This window comes from Streptomyces sp. NPDC005799 (genome assembly GCF_040630525.1).
Classification (GTDB): domain Bacteria; phylum Actinomycetota; class Actinomycetes; order Streptomycetales; family Streptomycetaceae; genus Streptomyces; species Streptomyces griseorubiginosus_B.
This window is the reverse complement of sequence record NZ_JBEXXQ010000010.1, coordinates 106,235-130,189: the sequence shown is the minus strand read 5'-3', so window position 1 is coordinate 130,189 and position 23,955 is coordinate 106,235. Positions and strand designations below refer to the sequence as shown.

Sequence of the window (23,955 nt, the reverse complement as noted above, 5' to 3'; positions counted from 1 at the left end):
CTGTTTACCGACACGTCACCGCAGGCAGCATTACTGGGGCCAACTTGTTCAGACAAGTTCTCCCCTCTTGCGCGTCCCTGCTCCCCCTTCTGGAGTCCCCGTGTCCCAGTCGAGAACAGCCGTCCTGACCGGCTCCCTCGCCGTCGTCGCCGCGCTCGCCCTGAGCGCCTGCGGCGCCGCTCCCGACAACGCGTCGACGACCGCCGACGGCAAGAACGCCGCCACCGCCACCTCCGCCGCCGACTTCGGCGGTCTGGACGCGCTGGTGAAGGCGGCCAAGAAGGAGGGCACGCTGCACGCCATCGCGCTGCCCCGCGACTGGGCCAACTACGGCGCCCTGATCGACGGCTTCACCAAGAAGTACGGCATCAAGATCCAGGTCGAGAACCCCGACGGCTCCAGCCAGGACGAGATCAACGCCGTCACCTCCCGCAAGGGCCAGGACCGGGCACCCGACGTTCTCGACCTGGGCTCCTCCTTCGCCCTCAGCGCCGCCCAGCAGGGCCTGCTCGCGCCCTACAAGGTGACCTCCTACGCCGACATCCCGGCCGGCCAGAAGGACCCGCAGGCCCGCTGGTACAACGACTACGGCGGCTACATCTCGATCGGCTGCGACGCCAAGCGCGTCAAGGTCTGCCCCACCACGTTCGCCGATCTGCTCAAGCCCCAGTACAAGGGCCAGGTCGCCCTCAACGGCAACCCCACCAAGTCGGGTTCGGCCTTCGGCGGTGTGTACGCGGCCGCGCTCGCGAGCGGCGGCTCCTTCGACGACATCCAGCCCGGCCTGGACTTCTTCGCCAAGCTGAAGAAGAACGGCAACTACACGCCCGTGGAGTCCACTCCGGCGACCGTCGAGAAGGGCGAGACGCCGATCAGCATCGACTGGGACTACCTCAACGCCGGTTACGCCGACGAGTTCAAGTCCAAGGGCGTCGACTGGAAGGTGGCCATCCCCTCCGACGGCCAGTACGCGCAGTACTACTCCCAGGCCATCAACAAGGGCGCCCCGCACCCGGCGGCCGCCCGGCTGTGGCAGGAGTACCTCTACAGCGCCGAGGGCCAGAACCTGTGGCTCAAGGGCTACGCCCGGCCCGCCCTGATGACGGCGATGGAGAAGGCCGGCACCCTCGACAAGGAGGCCGCCGCCAAGCTGCCGAAGGTCACCGGTACGCCGTCCTTCCCGCCCGAGGCCCAGCAGAGCAAGGCCAAGACGGTCATCGCGCAGGGCTGGGCGAAGGCCGTCTCCGGATGACGGCCACCCTCACGGGCGTGGACGTGGCGCCGCCGGTCACCTCGGTGAAGCGGCGGCGCCGGGTCCCCGGCTGGCTGGCCGTCGTCCCGCTCCTGGTGTTCACCGCGATCGCCTTCGGGCTGCCGGCGGCTGCCATGCTGAACGGCGCGTTCAGCCTCAAGGACCAGGCCACGGGCGCCACTTCGTACGGCACCGGGAACCTGACGACCTCGCTGCACGGCGCCTACCTGACCGCGCTGCTCGGCAGCGTCAAACTGTCCGCCGTCTCGGCCGGCCTCGGCACCCTGCTCGGACTGCCCCTCGCGCAGGTCGTGGTCACCTCCCGCTTCCGCGCGCTGCGCGAGGCGGTGCTGACCGCGTCCGGGGTGCTGGCGAACTTCGGCGGTGTCCCGCTGGCGTTCGCCTTCGTGGCAACCCTGGGCAACGCCGGTGTGCTGACCCGGCACCTGGGGCTGACCGAGAAGGGCTGGGACCTGTACAGCTTCTGGGGTCTGGTCATCGTCTACCTGTACTTCCTGATCCCGCTGATGGTGCTGACCATCACGCCCGCGCTGGAGGGTCTGCGCTCGCAGTGGCGGGAGGCGGCGCAGAACAACGGCGCCACGGCCGTGCAGTACTGGCGTCATGTCGCCCTCCCGGTGCTGCTGCCGTCGCTGCTGGGCGGGCTGGTGCTGCTGTTCGGCAGCGCCTTCGCCGCGTACGCCACCGCCGCGGCCATGGTGGGCAGTTCGGTGCCGCTGGTGACCCTGCAGATCGCCGACGCCATCTCCGGCAACGTGCTGGTCGGCCAGGAGAACGTGGCGCTCGCCCTCAGCCTCGACATGGTCCTGGTCGCCGGTCTGGTCATGGCCGTGTATCTGCCCCTGCAACGACGGAGTGCGCGATGGCTCGACGCCTGAACGTGTGGCGGTGGGTCGTCCTCGGCCTGGCCGCGCTGTACTTCCTGATCCCGCTCGCCGCGTCCGTGGTCTTCACGGTCGACGTGCCGGGGCAGGGCGTCACCTTCGACGCCTACTCGCAGATCGTCTCCACCGCCGGCTTCGGCTCCAGCCTGCTGCTGTCGCTGGAACTCGCGCTGGCCACCATCGCGATCGTCCTGCTGCTGATGGTGCCCGCCATGGTCGCGCTGCGACTGAGCGCGCCGCGACTGCGGCCGGTGGTGGAGGTGGTGTGCTCGCTGCCGCTGGTCGTGCCGCCGATCGCGTTCGTCGCCGGGATCGCCACGGTGCTGAAGTGGGGCCCCGATCATCTGTCCCGTACCCCGCTGTTCGAGACGTTCGTGGCCATCCAGAACCCGACCTTCCCGTTCGTGCTGGTCCTGGCGTACGTGGTGATGGCGCTGCCGTTCGTGTACCGGGCGCTGGATTCCGGGCTGCGGGCCGTCGACGTGCGCACGCTGGTCGAGGCCGCCCGCAGCTGCGGGGCGGGCTGGCCGCAGGCGCTGGTGCGGGCGGTGCTGCCCAATCTGCGCGGGGCACTGCTGAACGCTGCCTTCCTCACGCTCGCCCTGGTGCTGGGCGAGTTCACGGTCGCCCAGTTGCTGGGGTTCCAGCCGTTCGCCGTGTGGATCTACAGCGTCGGCGGATCGCAGGCCCAGCTGTCCGTCGCCGTGTCCGTGCTCAGTCTCCTCGTGACCTGGGCCCTGCTCCTCGCGCTCGCCGGTGTCGGTGGGCGCACCCGTACCGCTTCGTCCCGAGGGTGAACCATGACCGCCACCACGCTTGAGCAGACCACGGTCGGCAAGGCCGCCACCGTCGAATTCCAGGGACTGCGCCGGGAGTTCGGGGCGACCGTCGCCCTGGACGGGCTCGATCTGACCGTGCGGCCCGGGGAGTTCCTGGCGCTGCTCGGCCCCTCCGGCTGCGGCAAGACGACCGCGCTGCGGATGCTCGCCGGGTTCGAACACCCCGACTCCGGCGCGGTGCTGGTCGACGGCGAGGACGTCACCCGGGTCCCGGCCCACCGCCGGGACGCCGGGATGGTCTTCCAGTCGTACAGCCTCTTCCCGCATCTCAACGCGCTCGACAACGTCGCCTTCGGGCTGCGGATGCGCAAGGTGCGCACGGCCGAACGGCGCTCACGCGCCGCCGAGTTGCTGGAGCTGGTCGGTCTCGCCGACAAGGGCGACCGGTTCCCGCACCAGCTCTCCGGCGGTCAGCAGCAGCGCATCGCGCTCGCCCGGGCCCTCGCCCTGCGTCCGCGTGTCCTGCTGCTCGACGAGCCGCTCTCGGCGCTGGACGCCAAGGTGCGGCTCACGCTGCGCGAGGAGATCCGTCGGCTGCAGCAGGAACTCGGTATCACCACCCTGTTCGTGACCCACGACCAGGAGGAGGCGCTGTCGATCGCCGACCGGGTCGCCGTGATGCGGGCCGGGCGGCTCGAACAGTGCGCCGAGCCCGGCGAGTTGTACGGGCGGCCGGCCACCGCGTTCGTCGCCGAGTTCGTCGGCACGATGAGCCGGATCCCCGGGCGGCTGTCCGGAGAGAGCGTGGAGGTGCTCGGACTGCGGCTGCCCGCCGAGGGAACGCTGCCCACCACGGCGGAGGTCGACGTCCTGGTACGGCCCGAGGCCGTGCACGTGACGGCCGACGAGGGCGGCGACGCCCAGGTGATCGCCACCGCGTTCCTCGGCGCGACCACCCGGCTCACCGTGCGCCTGGCCGACGGCACCGAGGTGAAGGCCGACCTGCCCACGCACGAGGCGACCGCCCTCGGCGCGGGAGCCGCCGTACGGGTCTCGCTGCCGCAACGTCCGGTGCTGGTGGCCGAACGAGCGGCCTGAGCCCGACCCGCCATCGATCCCGGCGTCCCGGCGTCCTTGGACTTCGGACGCCGGTACCTGTCCCCCACCGAAAGATGAGACCGTGACCCAACCCCCGCTCCAGGCTGTCCTGTTCGACATGGACGGCACGCTCGTCGACACCGAGCGGCTGTGGTGGGAGGCGGTGCAGGACATCGCCACGGGCCTCGGCCGCCCGCTGACCGAGGCCGACCAGCCGGAGGTGCTCGGCAGACCGGTCGAGCACACCGCCGCCTGGCTCGCCGAGCTCACCGGCGCGCCGGGGCTCGCCGACCGGCTGCACCGCGAGTTCACCGAGCGGGTGCGCACCGGCATCGTGCCCCGCCCCGGCGCACTGGACCTCCTCGACGCCCTCGCCCGCGAGGGCGTACCGACCGCGTTGGTCACCGCCTCGCCGCGGACGGTCACCGACAGCGTGCTGGCGGTGCTCGGCGCCGACCGCTTCCGGGTGTCCGTCACCGCCGACGACACCGCGCGCACCAAGCCCGACCCGGAGCCCTATCTGGCCGCCTGCCGCGCCCTCGGCGTCGACCCGGCCGGCTGTGTGGCGGTCGAGGACACGCCTACCGGTGTCCGCTCCGCCGAGGCCGCCGGATGCGCCGTGCTGGCGGTACCGTCGCTCGCGCCCATCGAGTCCGCGCCCGGGCGGACGGTCGTGGCCAGTCTGGAGGAGACGAGCGTGAGCCGGTTGCGCGGTCTGCTGGGAACGCGGCTGCGGGTGATGAGCTGGAACCTCTGGCACGGCGGTGCGAAGGTCGACGACCACCGGGCCAAGCAGCTGAAGGTCGTCCTGGACACCGAGGCCGATGTCGTGGGCCTGCAGGAGACGGCCGGTACGGCGGCCCGGGAACTCGCCGAGGCGCTGGGCTGGCACCACCATCAGGCGGGCGAGAACCTCGGCATCATCAGCCGCCACCCGATCACGGCAGGCCTCGGCGATCTCGAGGTCGGCTTCTACGGGGCCACCGGCGCCCGTATCCGGGTCGACGGCACGCACGAGGTCGACGTGTGGACGGCCCACCTCCACTACACGCCGTACGGCCCCTACGAAGCCGCCTTCGACGGGCTCCCGGCGGCCGAACTGATCGCCCACGAGGACGTGCGGCTCGCCCAGATGAAGGACGCGCTGCGGCAGATCGCCGAGACCGCCGGGTCGACCACGCCCGTCGTCCTGACCGGCGACTTCAACTGCCCCTCCCACCTGGATCGGCCGCAGGTCGCCTGGCCGGTCACCCGGGCCGCCGAGGAGGCGGGTCTGCGCGACTCCTACCGCGAGGCCCACCCCGACCCGGCGCGCGCCCCCGGACACACCTGGTCGCCGGTCCACGCCCGGCACGAGAACGATCCCGCGCGCGAGGAGCCGCAGGACCGGATCGACTACGTCCTGCACAACGGGCGCGGCCTGTCGGTCACCGACTCCCGCACGGTCGTCACGGGCGTGCCGCGCGCCTGGCCCGACGTCGCCGGCAACGACTGGCCGTCGGACCACGCTGCGGTGCTGACGACGTTCACGGTGCACCGGGTGGAGTGACGGGTCAGGGGCTGTCGCCGTGCCAGTCGAAGCGGCGGGCGTCGTCGGGGCGCGGTACGTACAGGGCCCGGCCGCCGGTGCCGTACCGGCCTATCTCCGTGCGCAGGGGTATTCCCTCGCGCAGATCGCCCTCGCTGCGGCCGGTGATGTCCAGCAGCAGGCCGTCCAGCGGGCCGCCGACGAGCTCGGCGTAGGTGCGGCCGGGGCGGGGTGCGGCGTCCTCGTGGTCGGCGCCGTAGACCCGGCCCCGCATGAACTCTGTCTCGTCCATGGCCTCAGCGTCGCATCCGGCACTGACAACGCGGGGCCGGGCGTCAGCCGGCGGCGTTGTCGACGCGCATCCGCACCTGTTCCTCGAGGCGCTCAAGGCTGGTGTCGAGGGCCTGCCGGACCGCCGCCTCGCCGGGGTCGTGGGTGTCGTCGGCGAAGGACAGGTGCACGGTCACCCGGCTGGTCCCGCTGTCGGCGTCCTCGACCCTCAGCCAGCCGGCGTAGCCGCTGTCGTCGCTCGTGCCCCATTCGAGCCGCATGTCGTGGGGGTGCGGCCGCAGGACGGCGGGCGTGTCCTGGTCGGCGTGTTCCTCGTGGACGGTGACGGCCGGCGGCCGCTCGGGCCGCACATGGAGCGTGTTCGGCAGCCAGCCATCCAACTGCCCGACGTTGGCCGCCTGGTCGAAGACGTGCTCGGGCAGGGCCGGCATGGCGCGGGAACGCTCGTACTCGGTCATCGGTCATCACCTCCGGTTGGGTGGCGCACAGGCGACGCGTGCCCTTTTTGCGGTGATTGAACCGACGATCAGGGGGGTGACCGCCCGGCCCGCGGGGCGGAGCGCCAACTTCTCGGCCGGTCGGGGCAGTTCCCGCCGCGGAAACGGACCGTGGGCGCACCTGTTCGGCCATCATCCGTCAGTCCCGGAGACACCGGCCCGCGGGCACCGCGCCGCGCCTACGGTCCGTGCATCGGACGGAACGGCGAACGCCGGTCCGCCGCAGCCGACGGACAAGGGGAGGCGCTATGGCGAGTGTGGAAGTGTCGCTGAAGGAGATGATGACCGCGGTCGAGGGGTCGGTGGGAGCCGCGGTCGTCGACTACACCAGCGGCATGGCCCTGGGCACCCTGGGCGGGGGCAAGGACCTGGACCTGACCATCGCCGCGGCCGGCAACACGGACGTGATCCGGGCCAAGGTGCGCACGATGGAGCAGCTGGGCCTCAAGAGCCGCATCGAGGACATCCTGATCACGCTGGAGAAGCAGTACCACCTGATCCGGCTGATCACCGGACGCACGGGGAACGGGCTGTTCCTGTACCTCGTGCTCGACAAGGAGCGCTCCAACCTGGCGATGGCCCGGCACCAGCTCAAGCGGGTCGAGGAACAGCTGGAGATCTAGACCGAACCGAAGTCCCGGGCCGTCGTGCGCCCATGATGTGAAGACTTCTTCAAGTCACCACATCAGCATGGTCCCAATTCGTGTCTGCACGCTGCCCGGGGGGACGAGGATCGGCGCGACAGAGAGTGTGCGGCGGCGCCCCGGGGTGCCGCCGCACCCCGGCACCCCCACCCGACCCGGCAGGGAGCGAGCACTCATGCAGGTCCCCCTCTACCAGGCCAAGGCGGACTTCTTCCGCATGCTCGGGCACCCCGTGCGGATCCGGGTCCTGGAACTGCTCCAGCACGGGCCCGTGCCGGTGCGGGACCTGCTCGCCGACATCGAGATCGAGCCGTCCAGCCTCTCCCAGCAGCTGGCCGTGCTGCGCCGTTCCGGCATCGTGGTGTCCATCCGGGAGGGCTCCACCGTCCGCTACGCGCTGGCCGGCGGTGACGTCGCCGACCTGCTGCGGGCCGCCCGCCGCATCCTCACCGAACTGCTGGCCGGACAGAACGAACTCCTCGCGGAGCTGCGGCAGGCCGACTCCGCTCCTCCGGGACCACCACCGGCGGCGCGCATCGGCGGGCAACTGGCTCGTTACTCCGCCGGAGTGGTGGAACCCGGCGGCCGGTCGTAGCGTCGGATGCAGTACTACTGCTGGCGCCGGGAGCCGACATGCGCCGACACACACCCACCATCGCGGTCACCCTCTGTGCCGTCGCGTCCCTGGCCGCCGCGGCCGGGACGCCCTCGGCCGCCCGTACGACATCCGTGCCGACCGTCGAGGCCACCCGGCACGTCAGGGCGCCGGTGCTCGTGGACTGTCTCTTCCATCCCAAGGTCCGGCCGGCCGACTTCGTGCTCGCCTGCGGCGACGGCAACAGCCGCCTGACGTCGCTGCGTTGGTTCCACTGGGGGACCGCGTCGGCGCGGGCCGTGGGCGTGAACTGGGTCAACGACTGCAAGCCGTACTGCGCGGCGGGCCGCTTCCACGCCTACCCCGTGGTCGTACGGCTGGATCATCCGCGGCCCTGGAAGAAGCGGCCGCAGCTGTCGCACTACGGCCGGATGACCCTGAAGTACACCAACGGCCGCCCGGAGGGGTTCTCACGGACGGTGTCCTACCCGCTGTGGGACTGATCCCGCCGGTCCTGAGCGTCCCGCGCGGCCCGCAGCTGGGGTGACTCCCCCGCGGCCAGGTGTTCGAGCACCTCGACCAGCTCCTGACAGGCCTGTTGCACCGAGCGTCTGGTGTTGAGCTGCTCGGTGATCACCGCTGACAGCAGCAGCGCCGTCAGTGCCATCGCCCCGTTGAAGGCCTGAAGCTTGATCATGATCTCGATGCGGGACAGCCGCGCGAACGGGCCTGTCCCCTCGGTCGCCGCGACCGTGGCCAGGACAGAGGCGGCCAGCGCGCACAGCATGCTGCCGGCGAGCTGGAAGCGCAGGGCCGCCCAGATCAGCAGCGGGTAGACGAGGAAGAGCAGGCTGTCTGAGCTGCGGGCGGCGAAGGGCAGGAGGGCGCAGGCGACCAGGGTCAGGCCGGCGGCCTCCTTCCAGCGGGGCAGGTGCGGCGGCCAGTGCGCGCGGGGCAGCAGAAGCAGGACCGGGGTCACGATCAGCACCCCCATCGCGTCGCCGACCCACCACGCCGACCAGACGAGCCAGAAACTGTGCGCGGCGAGCTTCCCGCTGAGCACGAGGCAGCCGGCGCCCGCGGTCGCGCTGATCAGCATGGACGCCAGCGCGCCCAGGAACACCAGTGCCACGCCGTCCCGCAGCCGGGCGAGGTCGGTGCGAAAGCCCACCCTGCACAGCAGGAAGTAGGCGCAGACGGGGGCGGCGGTGTTGCCCACCAGGGTGCCGATCACATCGGGCTGGACGGACGTGATGGACATGACGACGAGGAGGGCACCCAGGACGATGCCGGGCCAGGCCCGCAGGCCGAACAGCAGCAGACAGGCCAGCGCCACCCCGGTGGGCGGCCAGATGGGGGTGACCACGGCGCTCTCGACGACGAGCTGGCGCAGCAGGCCCAGCCGCCCCGCTCCGAGGTAGGCGGCGGCGACTCCCGCCGTCAGGAAGGCGAGGTCGAGAGGGCGACGGATGCCCTGGTTACCCACCACAGACGCCATCAGACACCGTCACCGCCCGCTCGGCGAGGCGAGCCGGTCCTACCTCGCCGCGGCCGGGTCGTCGTGGGTGACGACCAGGACGGCCGCGTCGTCCTCGTGCCCGACCCGTTCGGCCACCTTCATCACGGCGGCGGCCAGCGAGTCGGCCGCCATGCCTGCCACGGCGGCGATGCCGGCGAGCCGGGCGACCTGGTCGAGACCCTCGTCGACGCTCAGCGAGGGGCCCTCCACGACGCCATCGGTGACCAGGACGAACACTCCACCGGGGGTGATCCGGTGCCGGGTCATGGGATACCGGACGCCGTCCAGGATGCCGAGCGGCGGGCCGCCCTCGTCCTCGGCGACGCCGGACTTTCCGTCGGCGGTGGCCCAGATGTGGGGGACGTGTCCGGCCCGGGCGCTCTCCAGGACGCCGGTGGCCGGGTCGAGCCGTATGAAGGTGCAGGTGGCGAAGAGGTCGGTGCCCAGGGACAGGAGCAGGTCGTTGGTGCGGGCCAGCAGCTCCCCGGGCTCGCTCGCCACGGAGGCGAGGGCCCGCAGGGTGACCCGGACCTGGCCCATGAACGCGGCCGCCTCGATGTTGTGGCCCTGGACGTCGCCAATGGACAGTCCGATGCGGCCGTCGGGCATGGTGAAGGCGTCGTACCAGTCGCCGCCGACGTTGAGGCCGTGGTAGGCGGGGGCGTAGCGGACGGCCAGGTGGAGGTGGTGCGCGGAGGGCAGGTCCCTGGGCAGCATGCCGCGCTGCATGGCGACGGCCAGCTCGACCCGGGAGCGCTGCAGCTCGGCCAGCTCGCGCGCCCGGGCGGTCAGCGACCCGAGACGGGCGAGCAGTTCGTCGCCGTCCTCCGTAGGGCGCATCAGGGACATTGATCACTCCGGCGGGGCCGTGGGCCGTGGCCCCTTCAGGGCAAAACCCCCGATTTCGCGTTTAAGAAGATGATAACGACAGAGTCAGGGCGGCGCGGAGTTCCGCCCTGACTCCACCACCACGGTGATCAGCCGCCCAGGGCGGCCATGACGACGTCCTTCGCCTCCTCCTGCACCTGGCGCAGGTGTTCGGGACCGTGGAAGGACTCGGCGTAGATCTTGTACACGTCCTCGGTGCCCGAGGGGCGGGCCGCGAACCAGGCGTTCTCGGTGCTGACCTTGATACCGCCGATCGCGGCGCCGTTGCCCGGTGCCTCGGTGAGCACCCCGGTGACCGGCTCGCCGGCCAGGGTGTCGGCGGTGACCTGGGCCGGTGAGAGCTTGGCCAGCAGCGCCTTCTCCTCGCGGGTCGCGGGGGCGTCGATGCGTGCGTAGGCGGGGGCGCCGAAGCGCTCGGTCAGGGCCGCGTAGTGCTCCGAGGGGGTCCTGCCGGTGACGGCGGTGATCTCCGAGGCGAGCAGTGCCAGGATGATGCCGTCCTTGTCGGTGGTCCACACCGAGCCGTCCCGGCGCAGGAAGGAGGCGCCCGCCGACTCCTCGCCGCCGAAGCCGATCGAGCCGTCGACGAGCCCGTCCACGAACCACTTGAACCCGACCGGCACCTCGACCAGCCGGCGCCCGAGGTCCGCGGCGACCCGGTCGATCATGGTCGACGACACCAGGGTCTTGCCGATACCGGTGTCGGCGGGCCACTGGTCGCGGTGGCCGTAGAGGTAGGCGATGGCGGCGGCCAGGTAGTGGTTGGGGTTCATCAGACCGGCGTCCGGGGTGACGATGCCGTGCCGGTCGGAGTCGGCGTCATTGCCCGTGGCGATGGTGAAACGGTCCCGCTGTTCGATCAGCGAGGCCATCGCGTACGGCGAGGAGCAGTCCATCCGGATCTTGCCGTCCCAGTCCAGCGTCATGAACCGCCAGGTGGGATCGGTGAGCGGGTTGACCACGGTCAGGTCGAGCCGGTGCTGCTCGGCGATCCGGCCCCAGTAGGCCACCGAGGCCCCGCCCAGCGGGTCGGCTCCGATACGGACGCCGGCCGAGCGGATGGCGTCGAGGTCCAGCACATGGGGCAGGTCGGCGACGTACGCGCCGAGGTAGTCGTGGCGGCGAGTGGTCTCGGCGGCGAGCGCCCGGGCGTAGGTGACGCGTTGTACGTCCTTCAGACCGCCGGCGATGATCTCGTTGGCCCGGTCCTGGATCCAGGACGTGGCCTCCGAGCCGGCCGGTCCCCCGCTCGGCGGGTTGTACTTGAAGCCTCCGTCGGCGGGCGGGTTGTGGGAGGGGGTGACCACGACGCCGTCGGCGAGGCCGGAGGCGCGGCCGCGGTTGTGGGTGAGGATGGCGTGCGAGACCGCCGGGGTGGGCGTGTAGCCGTCGGCGCTGTCGATGAGCACCGTCACGCCGTTGGCCGCGAACACCTCGAGCGCGGTGACCTGCGCCGGCTCGGACAGGGCATGGCTGTCCGCGCCGAGGAAGAGGGGCCCGTCGGTGCCCTGCCGGGCCCGGTACTCGCAGATCGCCTGGCTGGTGGCGGCGATGTGGTCGTCGTTGAACGCGGTCGCCAGGGACGACCCTCGGTGCCCCGAGGTACCGAACGCCACCCGCTGCCCCGGGTCCGCTGGGTCCGGGTGCAGCGCGTAGTACGCGGTGACCAGCCGGGCGACGTCGACGAGGTCCCCGGGGCCCGCCTGCTGACCCGCTCGCTCGTGCTGCATGTGCCCGCTCCTCCACATCGGTTGACCAAAACACCTGCCGCCCCCCATCTTCCCTCGTCAAGGGGGCGGCAAGCGATAGCGGGTCAGTGTCCGGGACGCCCCAGCAGCGTGCACACGAAGTTCTCCTGGACGGTGCGCACTCGTTGCAGCAGCTGCGGATTGGTGGACTGGGTGATCTGGGAGGTTACGGAGAAGGTCAGCGACCGGCGGCCGTCGGGGGTGGCTGCGGCCAGCTGGGTGTAGCCGGCGGTGTTTCCGGTGTGCCCCAGCACGACACCGCACCGGGTCTCGTAGCGGAACAGGGCCGGCCCGGCGGAGTTGCGGCCGGGACCCGCCGGCTCGGACGCCCCGGGGATCCAGCGCCGTTGCCGGCGTACGACGTCCGGGCCGAAGAGGGCGCCGCCCACATAGCCGCGGATGAAGCGGGTCAGGTCGGCGGGCGTGGAGACGATGCCTCCCGAGGCCCATGAGGCGGAGGCGCTGAAGAGTCCACTGACGTCCTCCGGGGGCGCGGGCGGGGCGACGGCGTAGCCGTGCAGATAGGGCCGGGGCATGAGGTGGCCCTGGGGCAGGCTGGTGTCGCGCAGGTACAGCGGCCGGTGGACGAGTTCGCGCAGCAGTTGCTCGTACGGCGTCCCGGTGACCGCCTCCGCCATCAGGGCGACCGCGATGTTGTCGGAGTTGGAGTAGTGGTACCGGCTGCCGGGGCGGAACAGGAGGGGCTCGTCGGCCACGAAGTCGAGCAGGTGGTGGGGATCGAAGATGTGGTGCGGGTCGGCTGTGATGATCTGCCGAAACTCCGGGTCGTCCGAGTAGTCGGGCAGGCCGCTGGTGTGGTTCAGGAGTTGACGCAGGGTCACCTGGTACCAGGCTTGGGGAAGCTGGGGCAGTCTGCGGCCGATGGTGTCGTCCAGGCGGAGCGCGTGCCGGTCGACGAGGCTGAGGGCGACCGCGCCGCTGAACGCCTTCGCCACGCTGGCGATGCGCATGTGGTCGTTGATCTGCGGCTTGCGGCCGGTGGCGAGGTCGGCGACGCCGGCTGTGACGACACGCCGGTGACCGTCCTGCTGCAGGACCGCGATGGCACCGGGCGGGCCGCCCGGGGTGTGCACCAGGGCCTCGAGCTGCCGGCGCAGGTCGGTGTCGCTCGGGCCGGGGGTGGCGGCGGTGCTCGCGGTGGCCGGGGTCAGTGCGGCCAGGCAGAGCGCGGCGACACAGGCCGCACGCAGTCGGAGTCGGCGGCTGCGGGGCTGGGATGAACGCATGGGGGCTCCGGGGGGTCGGTCGACAGGCCCACCCTTTCCCGCGTCGGCGAGGCGAGCGCCCCGGGCTGCTGCATACGGCGCAACAAGGCGGACCGGCGGCGTCCCCCCGCCGGGCCGTCGCGGCCGTCAGGACTGATCGGCTCCCATCAGGGTGCGCAGCTCGAACTCGTCGTACGCCTCGGTCTCCTGGCGTCCGCTCAGCAGTGAGCCGAGCCAGCCGAGGAGGAAGCCGACCGGGATGGAGACGATGCCGGGGTTCTGCAGCGGGAACCAGGCGAAGTACCTTTTCTCCGGCCAGGCTGTCTCAAATACGGCGCACGGCAATAAGGAGGAGGTGATCAGTCCAGTAGTCCTGCGGCGAGCGTCGCGCCCAGTTCCCAGCACGCCTCGACGTCCGCCTTGCGGGGCTCGCCGGTGACCGTGACGGGCCGCGCGGTACGGCGCCAGCCGAGTCCGGTGGTGATCGCGTCGATACCGCGCACCGCGCCGGTGACGTCGCTGCCGCCGTGCACGTAGTAGCCGAAGGGGCGGCCCTGGGTGGCGTCCAGGCACGGGTAGTAGATCTGGTCGAAGAAGTGCTTGAGGGCCCCCGACATGTACCCGATGTTGGCCGGGGTGCCCAGCAGATACGCGTCGGCCCCGAGCACGTCGGACGCCGAGGCAGACAGGGCCGGGCGGCGGACGACCTCGACACCCTCGATCTCCGGCGCGGTGGCACCGGAGACGACGGCTTCCAGCAGCGTCTGGCAGTTGGGCGAGGGTGTGTGATGCACGGTCAGCAAGGTGGGCACACCGGCACCCTGCCGTCGTGGGCCCACCTCGCGCAAGGCGACGCCGCGCCGGGGCGGGGCGCACGGACCTGGTGGCCCGGTCCGTGCGCCCCGCGAGATCAGCGCAGGAAGCTGCGCTTGGAGCGGGCCAGCAGGATCAGGCCGCCGATCAGCAGCACGGTGCCGGCCGCGGCGGGCCACAGCGAGGTGCCGGTAGCGGCGAGGTTGCCGCCCTGGACGGCCTGGGGCTCGGTCTGGTTCGCGGCGATCGGGGCGTTGCCGCCGGTGGCCTGGGACTGGGACTGGGCGGAGCCGTCACCGGCGTTGCCGCCGCCGTTGGCCGGGGTGGCCGCCGCGCTGCGGGAGGGCGAGGGCTTCGCGTAGACCTTGGGCTCCGACGTGCTGGAGATGGTCGGCTGGTCGTCGTTGGCCGGCTGGGTCTGCGGTGCGGTGGTCGCGGGCTGCGTCTGCTGCCCGCCCGATCCGGAGCCGGAGCCGGAGTTGCCGTTGTCGCCGGAGCCGGAACCCTGATTGCCGTTGTTCCCGGAGCCGGACGCACCGCCCTGGTCGCCCTTGCCTCCGGAGCCGCTCTGGTCTCCCTTGTCGCCGCCGTTGCCCTGGTCGCCCCCGGCGGGCGGGGTGGTGACGGTCTGCGTCGGCTCGGCCGTCGGGTCCTGGCTCTGCTGCCCGCCCGGCTGGTCCGTCGGCTGCTCGCTCGGCTGCTGGGTCGCTCCCCCGTCGCCGCCCGGGTCCTCACCGGTGCCGGAGCCGCACTGACGGCCGCCGTTGATGCAGGACACCATCTCCTTCATCAGGTTCTCGTCGAAGACGTTGATGAAGTCGCCGTGGTCGGTGACCGGCTTGTGCAGCTGCTCCGGGAAGGAGTCCACCGCGAACAGCGGTGTCGTACGGCCGCCGTCCTGGAGGCTGGGCGCCTTGACGTCGTAGACGATCCGCTGCACCAGCTGGGGTATCGCCTTGAACCCGTTCGCGCAGTTGCCGGAGGCGTCGGCGAAGGCCACGTGGGTGCGGTGGTTGGCGCTGTCGATGTTGCGGCCGTCCCAGCAGCTCTGGAAGCGGAAGGTACGCACCACGTCGCTGCCCTGCGGGCACAGCGGGTACTTGTCCTTGAGCTGCCGGTCCTCGAACCCGGTGCAGCTCCAGGAGGCGTTGGCGTTGGCCGGACCGTTGACGAAGGCCTTCGCGTCACCGGTGATGATGCGCAGCAGCCGGGGCATTTCCGTGACCTGGCCGCGCGGGCTGCCGATGAACGTCATCGTGACCTGCTTGGGCGTGACGATCTGGCCGGCGTTGCCCTCGATGCCGCCACCGGGCGAGCCCGCGTCCTTCTCCTGCGTGCCGTTCTGCAGACGCAGCACCGGCCAGTAGTACGTGGACTTGTCGCCCTGGTTCTCGCAGCTGGTGTCGGCCTTCGCGAGGTCGTCGTCGCTGGCGAAGGCGTTGTTGGACTGGTTGCCGATGTAGTCGTGGAAGTGGTGGGCGCCGTTGGTGACGCCCGGGGCGACGATCACGTTGTCCGAGTTGCGCAGCCCGCCCGCGTTGACACCGCAACTGGTGGTGAAGGTGCCCTTGGAGACGAAGGAGTTCAGATCCGGCGCCGCGTTGGGCTGGACGGTGTTGATGTCCTGGTAGTCCGCGGCGACGGGCCCGTTGCCGGCCTGACCTCCGTTGCCCGACTGCTGGTTGCCCTGACCCTGACCTTGGCCCTGACCTTGGCCCTGGTCCTGCCCCTGGTTCTGGCCGTTCTGCGGGCTGCTGCTCGCGTCCTGCCCGCCGTCCTGCTGGTTCCAGGTGCGCAGGGAGCAGCCGGCGAGGTCGCCGAGACCCGAGGGGCGGTCACCGGCGTTGTCGATGGCGTCGGTGATCCGCCCGATGGTCTCGGTCCGCTTGTCCTTCAGCGGGTTCATCACGCTGCCGTCGGTGAACCCGCTGTCCTGCCGCTGTTCCGGGGTCGCCGCCTGCAGCCGCTGGTAGGCCTCCGCGATCTGCTGGTCCAGCTGGGCCAGTTGCTGGTCGACGTCCGGTCGTGCCTGGTCGGGGACCTGCGTCAGCTTGCTGCCGACGTCCGGACAGTCGATCGTGCCGGACATGGCGCTGCGCGTGGTGGCCTGTTCCCCGTCCGAACCGCCCTCGGTGGCGGAGGCGTAGACGTTGGCCGCGACGAGCCCGCCGCCGCCCAGGATCAGCGCGAAGGCCGCGAAGGTGGCGCGGCGTGGGCCTGTCGGGCGTCTGCGAGTGCTGCGTCCCACGAGAGTTCTCCTACGTCATGGCGGTCGGGCATGGAAATCCCTTGCCCCATACGGACCGCGGGGCCCGTCCGTTCAATCGCCCCTCGGATTCATAGGAGATTCTCAGTGGAGATCTCACGCCCCTCTTGCTCAGGCCCGTGCCGGCGCCGTGACCTCGTCGGCCGTCAGAACCCTGCCGTACACGCGGAAGTTGTCGACGGAGGCCTTCAGGTACGGGTCGGCGTACTGGGACCTGCCCACCCAGCCGGCCCGGATGTGGTTGCCGAAGTACCGCGGCTCGATGGTGATCCGGGTGTTGCGGCCGGCCTCCGCCCCGTCGACGTAGAGCACGGCCGTGCCGCCGCCGTAGGTGACGGGGCGGCATTCGGAGGGGGAACCCGCCGATCCGATTCGTCGAAGTACGAGTTCGGATCAGCGGCGCCACGCCCTGCGGCCATGAACCCGGCTACCAGAAGCCGGCCGCGGCCGGTGGCGGGCACTGGCACGCCGACGGCGGCGCGGCGCGGCTGGGTCGACAACCGTGCCAACGTCGTCGCCAGTGTCCATGTCGAGCCGCGCGCCGCGGTGTTCGGCGACTCGACGGTCACCGGCAACGCCCGGATCGAGATCCTGGCCCGGGTCAACTCCGGTGCCACCGGGAGCGGGAACGTGGTCGTCAAGGACAACGCCATCGTCCTGGGCGGCGCGATCCTTTCCGGCACCCTTGGGCGACATTGATCCGGCGTACTCGGCGTTCACGGGCGCGGAGCCGGCGATCACCGTCCAGCCGGACGCGCGGCGGGGCGCAACCGTCAATCGGTGCGCCCCGCAAGGTCGTTGCCGCCGACAGCGGCGCTGAGTTCTCGGATCCGGTGTGGTCAGCCGAGGGGATCGAGGAAGGTCAGTACTGACGCGTCCTCCTCGATCAGCGGGGCGAGGGCGGTGTTGAACGGGGCGCCGTAGGGGGCCTTGAGATGTGCCTGGAAGGCGTCCTCGTCCCGGTACACCTCGAAGATCCAGAAGGCGCGCGGGTCGGATGCCTTGGTGTAGGCCTCGAAGGCGAGGTTGCCGTCCTCCTCCCGCACCTTCCGGGTGTACTCCCGCAGCAGGCCGGCGACCTCGTCCTCAGCTCCCTTGCGGGCGGTGAACTCGGCGAACAGGGTCTTTTTCACTATGGGGTGTCCTTGCGTGGGGTGCGGTGCGGATGTCCGGCGCCGGGCGTCAGTTACGTGGCGGCCATCCGGCCGGGACTGTCAACCGGCTTTCGGGATGAGCTTCTTGGCCCCGGTCATGATGGCGACCGCGTCCTCCATGGAGTGGGACTGCGGGGTGATGACGCCGGCACAGCCGCCGAGACGCTGGATGTGGATGCGGTCGGCGACGTCGAACACGTTCGGCATGTTGTGGCTGATGAGGATGACGCCGAGGCCCTGATCGCGCAGGTCGCGGACGAGCTTGAGGACCTGGCCGGTCTCCCGGACGCCGAGGGCGGCGGTGGGTTCGTCGAGGATGACGACCCGGCCGCCGAAGGCGCCCGCGCGGGCGACGGCCACCGACTGGCGCTGGCCTCCGGAGAGGGTCTCCACGGCCTGGTTGATGTTCTGCAGGGTGCTGATACCGAGTCGTTTGATGTGGTCGGCCGCCTGCTTCTTCATCTCGCCGGTGTCCAGCATGCGGAAGACCGAACCGAGCACGCCCTTGCGGCGGATCTCGCGAGCGAGGAACAGATTGCTGGCGATGTCCAGTGCCGGGGCGACGGCCAGGGTCTGGTAGACGGTCTCGATGCCGGCGTCGCGAGCGTCCTGAGGGCGCTTGAAGCCGACCTCCTTGCCGTCGACGAGGATGCTGCCCTGGTCGGGAACAAGCGCTCCGGAGAGGCATTTGATCAGGGTGGACTTGCCGGCGCCGTTGTCGCCGATGACGGCGAGGACCTCGCCGGGGTAGAGGGTGAGGTCGACGTCGTTGAGACCGACGACCCTGCCGAAGACCTTGACCAGGCCCTTGGCTTCGAGGACGGGGGCGGTGGGGGTTGTCACGACTTCACGCTCCGGATCCACTGGTCGACGGAGACGGCCGCGATCACCAGGACGCCGACCGCGAGGACTTGGTAGTTGGGGTCGATGCCGGCCAGTGCGAGGCCGTTGACGAAGACCTGGACGATGAGCGCGCCGATCAGTGAGCCGACCACCACGCCGCGTCCGCCGAAGAGGCTGGTTCCGCCGATGACGACGGCGGTGATGGACTGCAGATTGGCGTTGAGGCCGCTGTTGGGGTCGCCGCCGCCGACCCGGCCGACCAGTATCCAGGCACCGACGGCAATGGCGAAGCCACCGACGACGTAGGCGCTCAGCAGGACCCGGTTGACGGAGATGCCGGCCAGTCGGGCGGCCTCGATGTCGTCTCCCACGGCGTACAGGTGCCGGCCCCAGGCGGTGTAGCGCAGGGCATAGCCGATCACCACGTACAGGGCGATCATGAGCAGGACACCGTAGGTCAGGTTCAGCTGGCCGATGGAGATCGTCTCGCCGCTCCACATCAGGATGTTCCCCGGCTGCAGGGAGACGGTCTGCCCCTTGGCGTAGATGAGCGTGATCGCCGTGAAGACGCTCAGCGTGCCGAGGGTGACGATGAACGGCGGCAGCTTGATCTTGGTGACCAGCAGTCCGTTGACGGCCTGGGCGGCGATGGCGACGACCGCCCCGGCGAGCAGGGCCGTCACACCCGGCCAGTGGTTGTCGGCGACGAGCTTCGACATCAGCAGCGAGGCGAGCACCATGACCGCGCCGATGGACAGGTCGATGCCGGCGGTGAGGATGATGACGGTCTGGCCGACGGCGAGCGAGCCGATGACAGCGACCTGCTGGGCTACCAGCGACAGATTCTGCAGGGCGTAGAAGCGGTCGTTGACCAGAGAGAACACGATCGCGGCGAGTACCAGGACGATCGCCGGGCTGAGGGCCGGCTGGCGGTGCAGCACGGAGTGGATGCGCTGGGCCGGGGTGGCGGGCCGGTTGAGGAACTCCTCCGCCGGTGCCGGTGTGGCTTGACTGTCCACGTGGGTGGTCACAGGGGGTCCTTCCGGATTGTCCTCGTGCGGGCCTTCATTCGGGCGCCGGGGCTCGTGACGTGCGGGTGCGCCGCCGGGGGTCGGGGCCGGCGGCGCACCGGCTCGGAGGGGATCAGCTGCCCCAGCAGGCGGACGCGGCCTGCGACGGGGACTGGACGGTCAGACCGTCGAGGGCCTTGGCGGCGACCAGCGCGGTGCCGGTGTCGTAGAACGACTTGCCGTTGGTCACGCTGGGCTTGCTGCCGCCGCGGGCCAGCTTGGCGATGGAGCTGACGCCGAGAGCGGCCATCTTGCCGGGGTACTGCACGGCGTCGGCCGCGAACTTCCCGCTGGTGACGTTCTTCAGGCCGGAGCAGCTGCCGTCGATCGCGTAGATCGCGACGTTCTTCTCCTTGCGGGCCGCCTTCAGGGCGTTGTAGGCGCCCTCGCCGGCGGGCTCGTTGATCGCGTAGACGACGTTGATGTCCGGGTTGGACGACAGGCAGTTCTCCATCGCGGTGCGTCCGCCGTCGATGGCGCCCTGGGTGGGCTGGTGGCAGGCGATCTTGTACGTGCCGCCCTTGCCGCCGGTGTACTTGCCGGACTTGGCCTCCTTGCCGTTCTCCGTCTTGCTGCCCGGGTCGATGCCCATGCCCTCCAGGAAGCCGTGGTCCCGGTCGATGTCGACGGAGACGACCTGGTTGTTGAACAGGTCGAGCATGGCGATGACCGCGGGCTTGCCGTTCAGGGCCGCCGCCGCGTACTGGCCGTCGAGCTTGCCGGCCTGCTCGTTGTCGGTGGCGTAGGTGATGTCGGCGACATCGGCCGGGTTGGGCGCGGTGTCCAGGGCGATCACGAACAGGCCGGCCTGCTTGGCGCGCTTGAGCGCGGCGTTCACCGCGTCGCCGTTGGTGGTGATCAGGATGCCCTTGTCGCCGCGTGAGATGGCGTTGTCGATGGCCGTGATCTGCGTCTGGGTGTCGCCGTCAGTGGTGCCCGCCGCCACGGTGAGGCTCACCTTGTCCTTGGCGGCCTGGGTCTTGGCGTCCTTCTCCATGCTCACGAAGTAGGGGTTGGTGAGCGTCTTGAGGATCAGCGAGACGCCCACCTTGCCGCCGCTGCCCGACCCGGACGCGGAGTTGCTCGAGTCCGAGGAGCCGCAGGCGGTGAGGGTGACGCCGAGGCACACGGTGATGCCGACGGCTGCCGCCCGGATGCGCCGACTGCGAAGGCTCGATGCCTGGCTGGTGGAGAAGTTCATGGCTTGATCCCTTTCAAAGCCGTCCCGTGGTCGACGCTGAGACAACGTTGACTGGGCGAGATACTGGGCCTGTATGGACGAGCCCGTCAAGACGCTGATAGACATGCGTGGGCAACGAGTAGGTAACGCGGAATTGGTTGGAGACAACGATGACTCAGGGTGAGGCGCCGCCCCGGACCCCTCGCAGCCGCCCCACCATGCGTGAGGTGGCCGCGTTGGCCGGCGTGGCCATCAAGACGGTCTCGCGCGTCTTCAACGGCGTCCCCACCGTCGATCCGGCGATCGTCGTCCGAGTCCGCGAGGCCGCCGACAAACTGGGCTACCGGCCCAACCTCACCGCCAGCAGTCTGCGCCGGGGGGACGGCCGTACGGCCACGATCGGGATGCTCGTCGAGGACGCGGCCAACCCCTTCTCCGCGGCCCTGACCCGCACCGTGGAGAACGTGGCCCGCGAGCGCGGAAGTCTGGTGCTGGTCGGCAGCCTGGACGAAGACCCGGCCAGGGAACGCGAGTTGGCCCAGGCCCTGATCGACCGCCGGGTCGACGGGCTGGTGATCGTGCCGGCCGGCCGCGACCACAGCTACCTGATCAGCGAACAGCGCTCGGGCACCTGCATGGTCTTCGTCGACCGCGAGCCCAGCCTGCTCGACGCGGACGCCGTCGTCTCCGACAACCGGCAGGGCGCGGTCACGGCCGTCGACCACCTGCTCAAGGCCGGCCACCGCCGCATCGCCTATCTCGGTGACCGGGCGACCATCTCCACCGCGGCCCAGCGCTTCGACGGCTACCGGCACGCCCTGGAAGTCGCGCACATCGCCTGCGACGACGAGCTCGTGCACCACACCGGGGCCAGCGAGGAGGCCGCCATCGAGGCGACCAGGCGCGTCCTTGCGCTGCCGAACCCGCCCACGGCGCTGTTCACCAGTCAGAACCTGGTCACCATCGGAGCCGTTCGCGCGCTGCGCGCCCTCGGCCGGCAGCACTCGGTCGCCCATGTGGGCTTCGACGACTTCCCCCTGGCCGACATCCTCAGCCCGGGGATCTCCGTCATCGCCCAGAACATCGAGCAGGTGGGCAAGACAGCCGCCGAGATGCTCTTCCGCAGGCTGGACGGCGACGAGTCGGCCGCGACCACCATCACCGTGCCGACCCGGCTGATCGAGCGGGGCTCCGGCGAGATCCGAGCCGGAGGACATCATGACTGAGGCGACGCACGGCACAGGCCGGGGGCCGGCCGTGACCGTGATCGGCGAGGCCCTCGTCGACATGGTCCAGTTGGAGACGCCCGGCGACTACCGTGCCCACCCCGGCGGCAGTCCGTTCAACGTGGCCGTGGGTCTTGCCCGCCTGGGTCACCACACCGCCCTCATGGCGCGGCTGGCCGACAACGCCTTCGGCCGGATGCTGCGCGCCCACGCCGTGGCCGAGGGCATCGACCTGGCCTTCTCCCCGTACGCCGCCGAACCGACCACGCTGGCCGTCGTCTCCATGGACCCGCAACGACGGGCCAGTTACGACTTCTATCTGGACGGCACGGCGGACTGGCAGTGGACCGAGGCGGAGACCGCCCGCGTGCCCGCGGGCACCGACGTGCTGCACTTCGGCTCCGTCGCGTCCTGGACACCACCGGGCGACGAGCACATCCACGCCGCCGCCGAACGGCTGCGGGCCGACGGCAGGACGCTGATCAGCTACGACCCCAACATCCGACCGGCCCTGCTGGGTGACGCGCAACGCGGCCGGCCCGTCGTCGAGCGCAGCGTCGGTGCGGCCCACATCGTCAAGGCCAGCCGCGAGGACGTGGAATGGCTCTACCCGGATGCGCCGATCGAGCGGATCGCCGCCCGCTGGCTGGACCTCGGGGCGCTCCTGGTCGTGATCACCGACGGCCCCGACGGCGCCCACGCCTTCCACGCCGGCGCGGGAAGCTTCAGCCGCGCCGGCCGGAAGGTCGCCGTGGTGGACACCGTCGGTGCGGGCGACGCCTTCACCGCAGGCCTCCTCGGCGCACTGCTCCGCAGCGGGCTGCACACCCCGCACAGCCTCGCCGCCGCCGCGGCCGCCTCCCTGGCCGCAGCCGTGGACGACGCGGTCCTCGTCTCCGCCCTCACCTGCGAACGCATGGGCGCCGACCCGCCCACCGCGCTGCCGCGCCCCGACCGCCCCGCCGACGCGCCGCTCACCCCGGATGACTTCGCCCGCACCGACAACACCGCCCACACGGTCGACCGGGACCGGACACCGGACGGGGTGCAGACGCCCGAGCCGATCGGCAGCTGACACTGACCCGCCACACCAGCCCCGCCACCTCGGTCTACTCCGCATCGAAGGCCGCCGTCGAAGCTCTGAGCCGCACCCTCGCCGCAGAACTCGGACCTCGCGGCATCCGGGTCAACTTCATCGCCCCGGGGCCGACCGCCACCGACTTCAACGGCGGAGCGATGCGGGACGACGCCGGAATGCGCCAGGTTCTGGCCGGACAGACCGCGCTCGGCCGCGTCGGCGAACCTGAGGAGATCGGTGACGCCATCGCCACGCTGGCCTCCGAGGGACTGCGCTGGGTCACCGCCCAGCGCATCGAGGTCTCCGGCGGCGCCCTCCTGTGACGCCGGGCGACGGCCGGTAGGGAAGCAGGCAGTGACGGCCCCAACTCACTCCGAGCAGCCCGACTCGTCCTCATCCTCGTCCAGCTCTGGCTCATCAGGGTCCCGAAGCGGGCGCAGGCCGCCGGCAACCGGAACGCCGGCGGTGAAGCTGTAGCGGCCGAGCAGAACCTTATCCACTTCTTCCCGCTCTGCACCGGCCTGACGATCCCCTGCACCGGCTGGCAGTCCCGGATGTGGCTCGACACCTGGATCTGACTTCGGCCCTCACGCGTCGGCCCAGTCGCCCGTCGACCGCCCGAGATAGGTGACCGGTCCCGGGTCGGGCACGTCGATCCCGTGGAAGCCGAGGCGGTCGTAGAAGGCCCTGGCCCCGGTGTTGGCGGTGACCATGCACAGGTGAACGGCCTTTGTGCCGCGCTCGTGCAGCGCCCGCAGGAAGGTGCGCATCAGGGCGCGGCCGTGGCCCTGTCCCTGCCAGTCGGGGAGCAGATCGATGTGCAGATGGGCGGGGTAGGCGGCGACCTCGGGGACAAGCATGCGCTCGGGGTCGTGCAGCAGCGCGATCATGGCCGCGTCCGGGGTGGTCGCCGGGCCGGCGAGCTCGGGGTAGCGGTCGGCGACCAGGGGCAGCCATACGGCGCGGAACTCCCGGACGAAACGCGGGGTGTCGGCGGTGCCCAGGACGTAGCCGACGGCCTGCCCCCGGCCGTCGTCGAGGACGAAGGCCAGCTCCGGCTCCAGGTGGACGTAAGGAGCGGCGAAGTTGACCGGGAAGATCGTGGGATCGGCGTACACGGGCCGGCTGTCCCCGCCGTTGTGTGCGGTGCGGACGCAGATGTCGTCGAGGGCCTCTCGGTCCTCGGGGCGGTAGGGACGTACGAAGGCAGACTCGGTCATCGCAGCATCCTGACCCCTTGGGAGCGCTCCCACAAGTCTCGGTCCCCGGGGAGCACACTTCGGCCATGATCATTGCCGCCCCTTGGCGCGCCCGCACATCCCCCACATGCGGAACAGGAATTGTTCGTGATGGTC

At 70.9% G+C, this 23,955-nt stretch carries 26 protein-coding genes and 1 pseudogene; 12 read left to right on the top strand and 15 right to left on the bottom strand.

Features of this window, described 5'->3' with window-relative positions; all coding sequences use genetic code 11:
• Positions 1-100 precede the first annotated feature (100 nt).
• From ABZ453_RS12500 to ABZ453_RS12480, 5 genes are all read left to right on the top strand, one after another.
• Positions 101-1,252: an extracellular solute-binding protein gene (locus ABZ453_RS12500; protein ID WP_359014291.1), complete on the top strand. Its 1,152-nt coding sequence runs from the start codon at positions 101-103 to the stop codon at positions 1,250-1,252.
• Positions 1,249-2,151 carry an ABC transporter permease subunit gene (locus ABZ453_RS12495; protein ID WP_359014289.1) on the top strand — a complete coding sequence of 301 codons (903 nt, stop codon included), beginning with the start codon at positions 1,249-1,251 and terminating at the stop codon, positions 2,149-2,151. Before ABZ453_RS12500 ends, ABZ453_RS12495 begins: the two co-directional genes overlap by 4 nt.
• Entirely contained in the window at positions 2,136-2,954 is an 819-nt protein-coding gene (locus ABZ453_RS12490) for an ABC transporter permease subunit (RefSeq protein WP_359014287.1), read from the top strand. The genes ABZ453_RS12495 and ABZ453_RS12490 overlap by 16 nt, the downstream gene beginning before the upstream one ends.
• 3 nt (positions 2,955-2,957) lie before the next feature.
• Positions 2,958-4,034 (top strand): ABC transporter ATP-binding protein, encoded by a 1,077-nt coding sequence (locus ABZ453_RS12485; RefSeq protein ID WP_359014285.1) that lies wholly within the window; start codon positions 2,958-2,960, stop codon positions 4,032-4,034.
• 82 nt (positions 4,035-4,116) lie between these two features.
• Entirely contained in the window at positions 4,117-5,583 is a 1,467-nt protein-coding gene (locus ABZ453_RS12480; protein ID WP_359014283.1) for an HAD-IA family hydrolase, read from the top strand.
• 4 nt (positions 5,584-5,587) lie between these two features.
• Here the strand turns inward: ABZ453_RS12480 and ABZ453_RS12475 are convergent, their stop codons facing one another.
• Entirely contained in the window at positions 5,588-5,854 is a 267-nt protein-coding gene (locus ABZ453_RS12475) for a hypothetical protein (protein ID WP_359014281.1), read from the bottom strand.
• A gap of 43 nt (positions 5,855-5,897) precedes the next feature.
• Positions 5,898-6,311, bottom strand: coding sequence for an SRPBCC family protein (locus ABZ453_RS12470; protein ID WP_359014279.1), 414 nt, complete (start codon positions 6,309-6,311; stop codon positions 5,898-5,900).
• 287 nt (positions 6,312-6,598) lie between these two features.
• On the opposite strand from ABZ453_RS12470, the gene ABZ453_RS12465 reads away from it, so the two are divergent.
• The 3 genes from ABZ453_RS12465 to ABZ453_RS12455 all read left to right on the top strand — a co-directional run bounded on the left by ABZ453_RS12465 (position 6,599) and on the right by ABZ453_RS12455 (position 8,092).
• Positions 6,599-6,973 carry a hypothetical protein gene (locus ABZ453_RS12465; protein WP_133043789.1) on the top strand — a complete coding sequence of 125 codons (375 nt, stop codon included), beginning with the start codon at positions 6,599-6,601 and terminating at the stop codon, positions 6,971-6,973.
• A gap of 196 nt (positions 6,974-7,169) precedes the next feature.
• Positions 7,170-7,589 carry a metalloregulator ArsR/SmtB family transcription factor gene (locus ABZ453_RS12460; RefSeq protein ID WP_359014277.1) on the top strand — a complete coding sequence of 140 codons (420 nt, stop codon included), beginning with the start codon at positions 7,170-7,172 and terminating at the stop codon, positions 7,587-7,589.
• 38 nt (positions 7,590-7,627) lie between these two features.
• Positions 7,628-8,092: a hypothetical protein gene (locus ABZ453_RS12455; protein WP_359014275.1), complete on the top strand. Its 465-nt coding sequence runs from the start codon at positions 7,628-7,630 to the stop codon at positions 8,090-8,092.
• On the opposite strand, the gene ABZ453_RS12450 is transcribed toward ABZ453_RS12455, so the two are convergent.
• From ABZ453_RS12450 to ABZ453_RS12415, 8 genes are all read right to left on the bottom strand, one after another.
• Entirely contained in the window at positions 8,074-9,087 is a 1,014-nt protein-coding gene (locus tag ABZ453_RS12450; RefSeq protein ID WP_359014273.1) for an MASE1 domain-containing protein, read from the bottom strand. The two genes, ABZ453_RS12455 and ABZ453_RS12450, sit on opposite strands and share 19 nt — an antisense overlap.
• A gap of 39 nt (positions 9,088-9,126) precedes the next feature.
• Positions 9,127-9,957 (bottom strand): PP2C family protein-serine/threonine phosphatase, encoded by an 831-nt coding sequence (locus ABZ453_RS12445; RefSeq protein ID WP_359014271.1) that lies wholly within the window; start codon positions 9,955-9,957, stop codon positions 9,127-9,129.
• Between the two features lie 128 nt (positions 9,958-10,085).
• On the bottom strand, positions 10,086-11,726 hold the full coding sequence (gene pgm, locus ABZ453_RS12440) for a phosphoglucomutase (alpha-D-glucose-1,6-bisphosphate-dependent) (RefSeq protein WP_359014269.1): 1,641 nt from the start codon (positions 11,724-11,726) through the stop codon (positions 10,086-10,088).
• An 83-nt stretch (positions 11,727-11,809) separates the two neighbouring features.
• On the bottom strand, positions 11,810-12,991 hold the full coding sequence (locus ABZ453_RS12435; RefSeq protein ID WP_359014267.1) for a serine hydrolase domain-containing protein: 1,182 nt from the start codon (positions 12,989-12,991) through the stop codon (positions 11,810-11,812).
• A 126-nt stretch (positions 12,992-13,117) separates the two neighbouring features.
• Positions 13,118-13,315, bottom strand: coding sequence for a hypothetical protein (locus ABZ453_RS12430; protein WP_359014460.1), 198 nt, complete (start codon positions 13,313-13,315; stop codon positions 13,118-13,120).
• A gap of 14 nt (positions 13,316-13,329) precedes the next feature.
• Entirely contained in the window at positions 13,330-13,782 is a 453-nt protein-coding gene (locus ABZ453_RS12425; RefSeq protein ID WP_359014265.1) for a flavodoxin family protein, read from the bottom strand.
• 98 nt (positions 13,783-13,880) lie between these two features.
• The gene (locus ABZ453_RS12420) at positions 13,881-16,031 is read right to left on the bottom strand and encodes a DUF1996 domain-containing protein (protein WP_359014263.1); all 2,151 of its coding nucleotides are present in this window, start codon (positions 16,029-16,031) and stop codon (positions 13,881-13,883) included.
• 129 nt (positions 16,032-16,160) lie between these two features.
• Complete coding sequence (locus ABZ453_RS12415) at positions 16,161-16,421, bottom strand: LamG-like jellyroll fold domain-containing protein (RefSeq protein ID WP_359014452.1); 261 nt, start codon at positions 16,419-16,421, stop codon at positions 16,161-16,163.
• A gap of 78 nt (positions 16,422-16,499) precedes the next feature.
• On the opposite strand from ABZ453_RS12415, the gene ABZ453_RS12410 reads away from it, so the two are divergent.
• Positions 16,500-16,748 (top strand): hypothetical protein, encoded by a 249-nt coding sequence (locus tag ABZ453_RS12410; RefSeq protein WP_359014261.1) that lies wholly within the window; start codon positions 16,500-16,502, stop codon positions 16,746-16,748.
• 140 nt (positions 16,749-16,888) lie between these two features.
• Here ABZ453_RS12410 and ABZ453_RS12405 read toward each other — a convergent pair whose 3' ends face one another.
• From ABZ453_RS12405 to ABZ453_RS12390, 4 genes are all read right to left on the bottom strand, one after another.
• Positions 16,889-17,182, bottom strand: coding sequence for a putative quinol monooxygenase (locus ABZ453_RS12405; RefSeq protein WP_359014259.1), 294 nt, complete (start codon positions 17,180-17,182; stop codon positions 16,889-16,891).
• 81 nt (positions 17,183-17,263) lie between these two features.
• Positions 17,264-18,046: an ATP-binding cassette domain-containing protein gene (locus ABZ453_RS12400; protein WP_133043778.1), complete on the bottom strand. Its 783-nt coding sequence runs from the start codon at positions 18,044-18,046 to the stop codon at positions 17,264-17,266.
• Positions 18,043-19,077, bottom strand: a complete 1,035-nt coding sequence (locus ABZ453_RS12395; protein ID WP_359014257.1) for an ABC transporter permease — start codon at positions 19,075-19,077, stop codon at positions 18,043-18,045. Before ABZ453_RS12395 ends, ABZ453_RS12400 begins: the two co-directional genes overlap by 4 nt.
• Before the next feature lie 112 nt (positions 19,078-19,189).
• On the bottom strand, positions 19,190-20,317 hold the full coding sequence (locus ABZ453_RS12390) for a substrate-binding domain-containing protein (protein WP_359014255.1): 1,128 nt from the start codon (positions 20,315-20,317) through the stop codon (positions 19,190-19,192).
• A gap of 149 nt (positions 20,318-20,466) precedes the next feature.
• Here ABZ453_RS12390 and ABZ453_RS12385 point away from each other — a divergent pair, with 149 nt between their 5' ends.
• The 3 genes and pseudogenes from ABZ453_RS12385 to ABZ453_RS12375 all read left to right on the top strand — a co-directional run.
• A complete protein-coding gene (locus ABZ453_RS12385; RefSeq protein ID WP_359014253.1) occupies positions 20,467-21,522 on the top strand; it encodes a LacI family DNA-binding transcriptional regulator in 1,056 nt (351 codons plus the stop codon).
• Positions 21,515-22,597 (top strand): carbohydrate kinase, encoded by a 1,083-nt coding sequence (locus ABZ453_RS12380; RefSeq protein WP_359014251.1) that lies wholly within the window; start codon positions 21,515-21,517, stop codon positions 22,595-22,597. Before ABZ453_RS12385 ends, ABZ453_RS12380 begins: the two co-directional genes overlap by 8 nt.
• Positions 22,597-22,923 (top strand): annotated as a pseudogene (locus tag ABZ453_RS12375) (SDR family oxidoreductase); the annotation flags it as partial. The gene ABZ453_RS12380 and the pseudogene ABZ453_RS12375, both read left to right, overlap by 1 nt.
• 264 nt (positions 22,924-23,187) lie before the next feature.
• Here ABZ453_RS12375 and ABZ453_RS12370 read toward each other — a convergent pair.
• A complete protein-coding gene (locus tag ABZ453_RS12370; RefSeq protein WP_359014249.1) occupies positions 23,188-23,820 on the bottom strand; it encodes an N-acetyltransferase in 633 nt (210 codons plus the stop codon).
• Positions 23,821-23,955 lie beyond the last annotated feature (135 nt).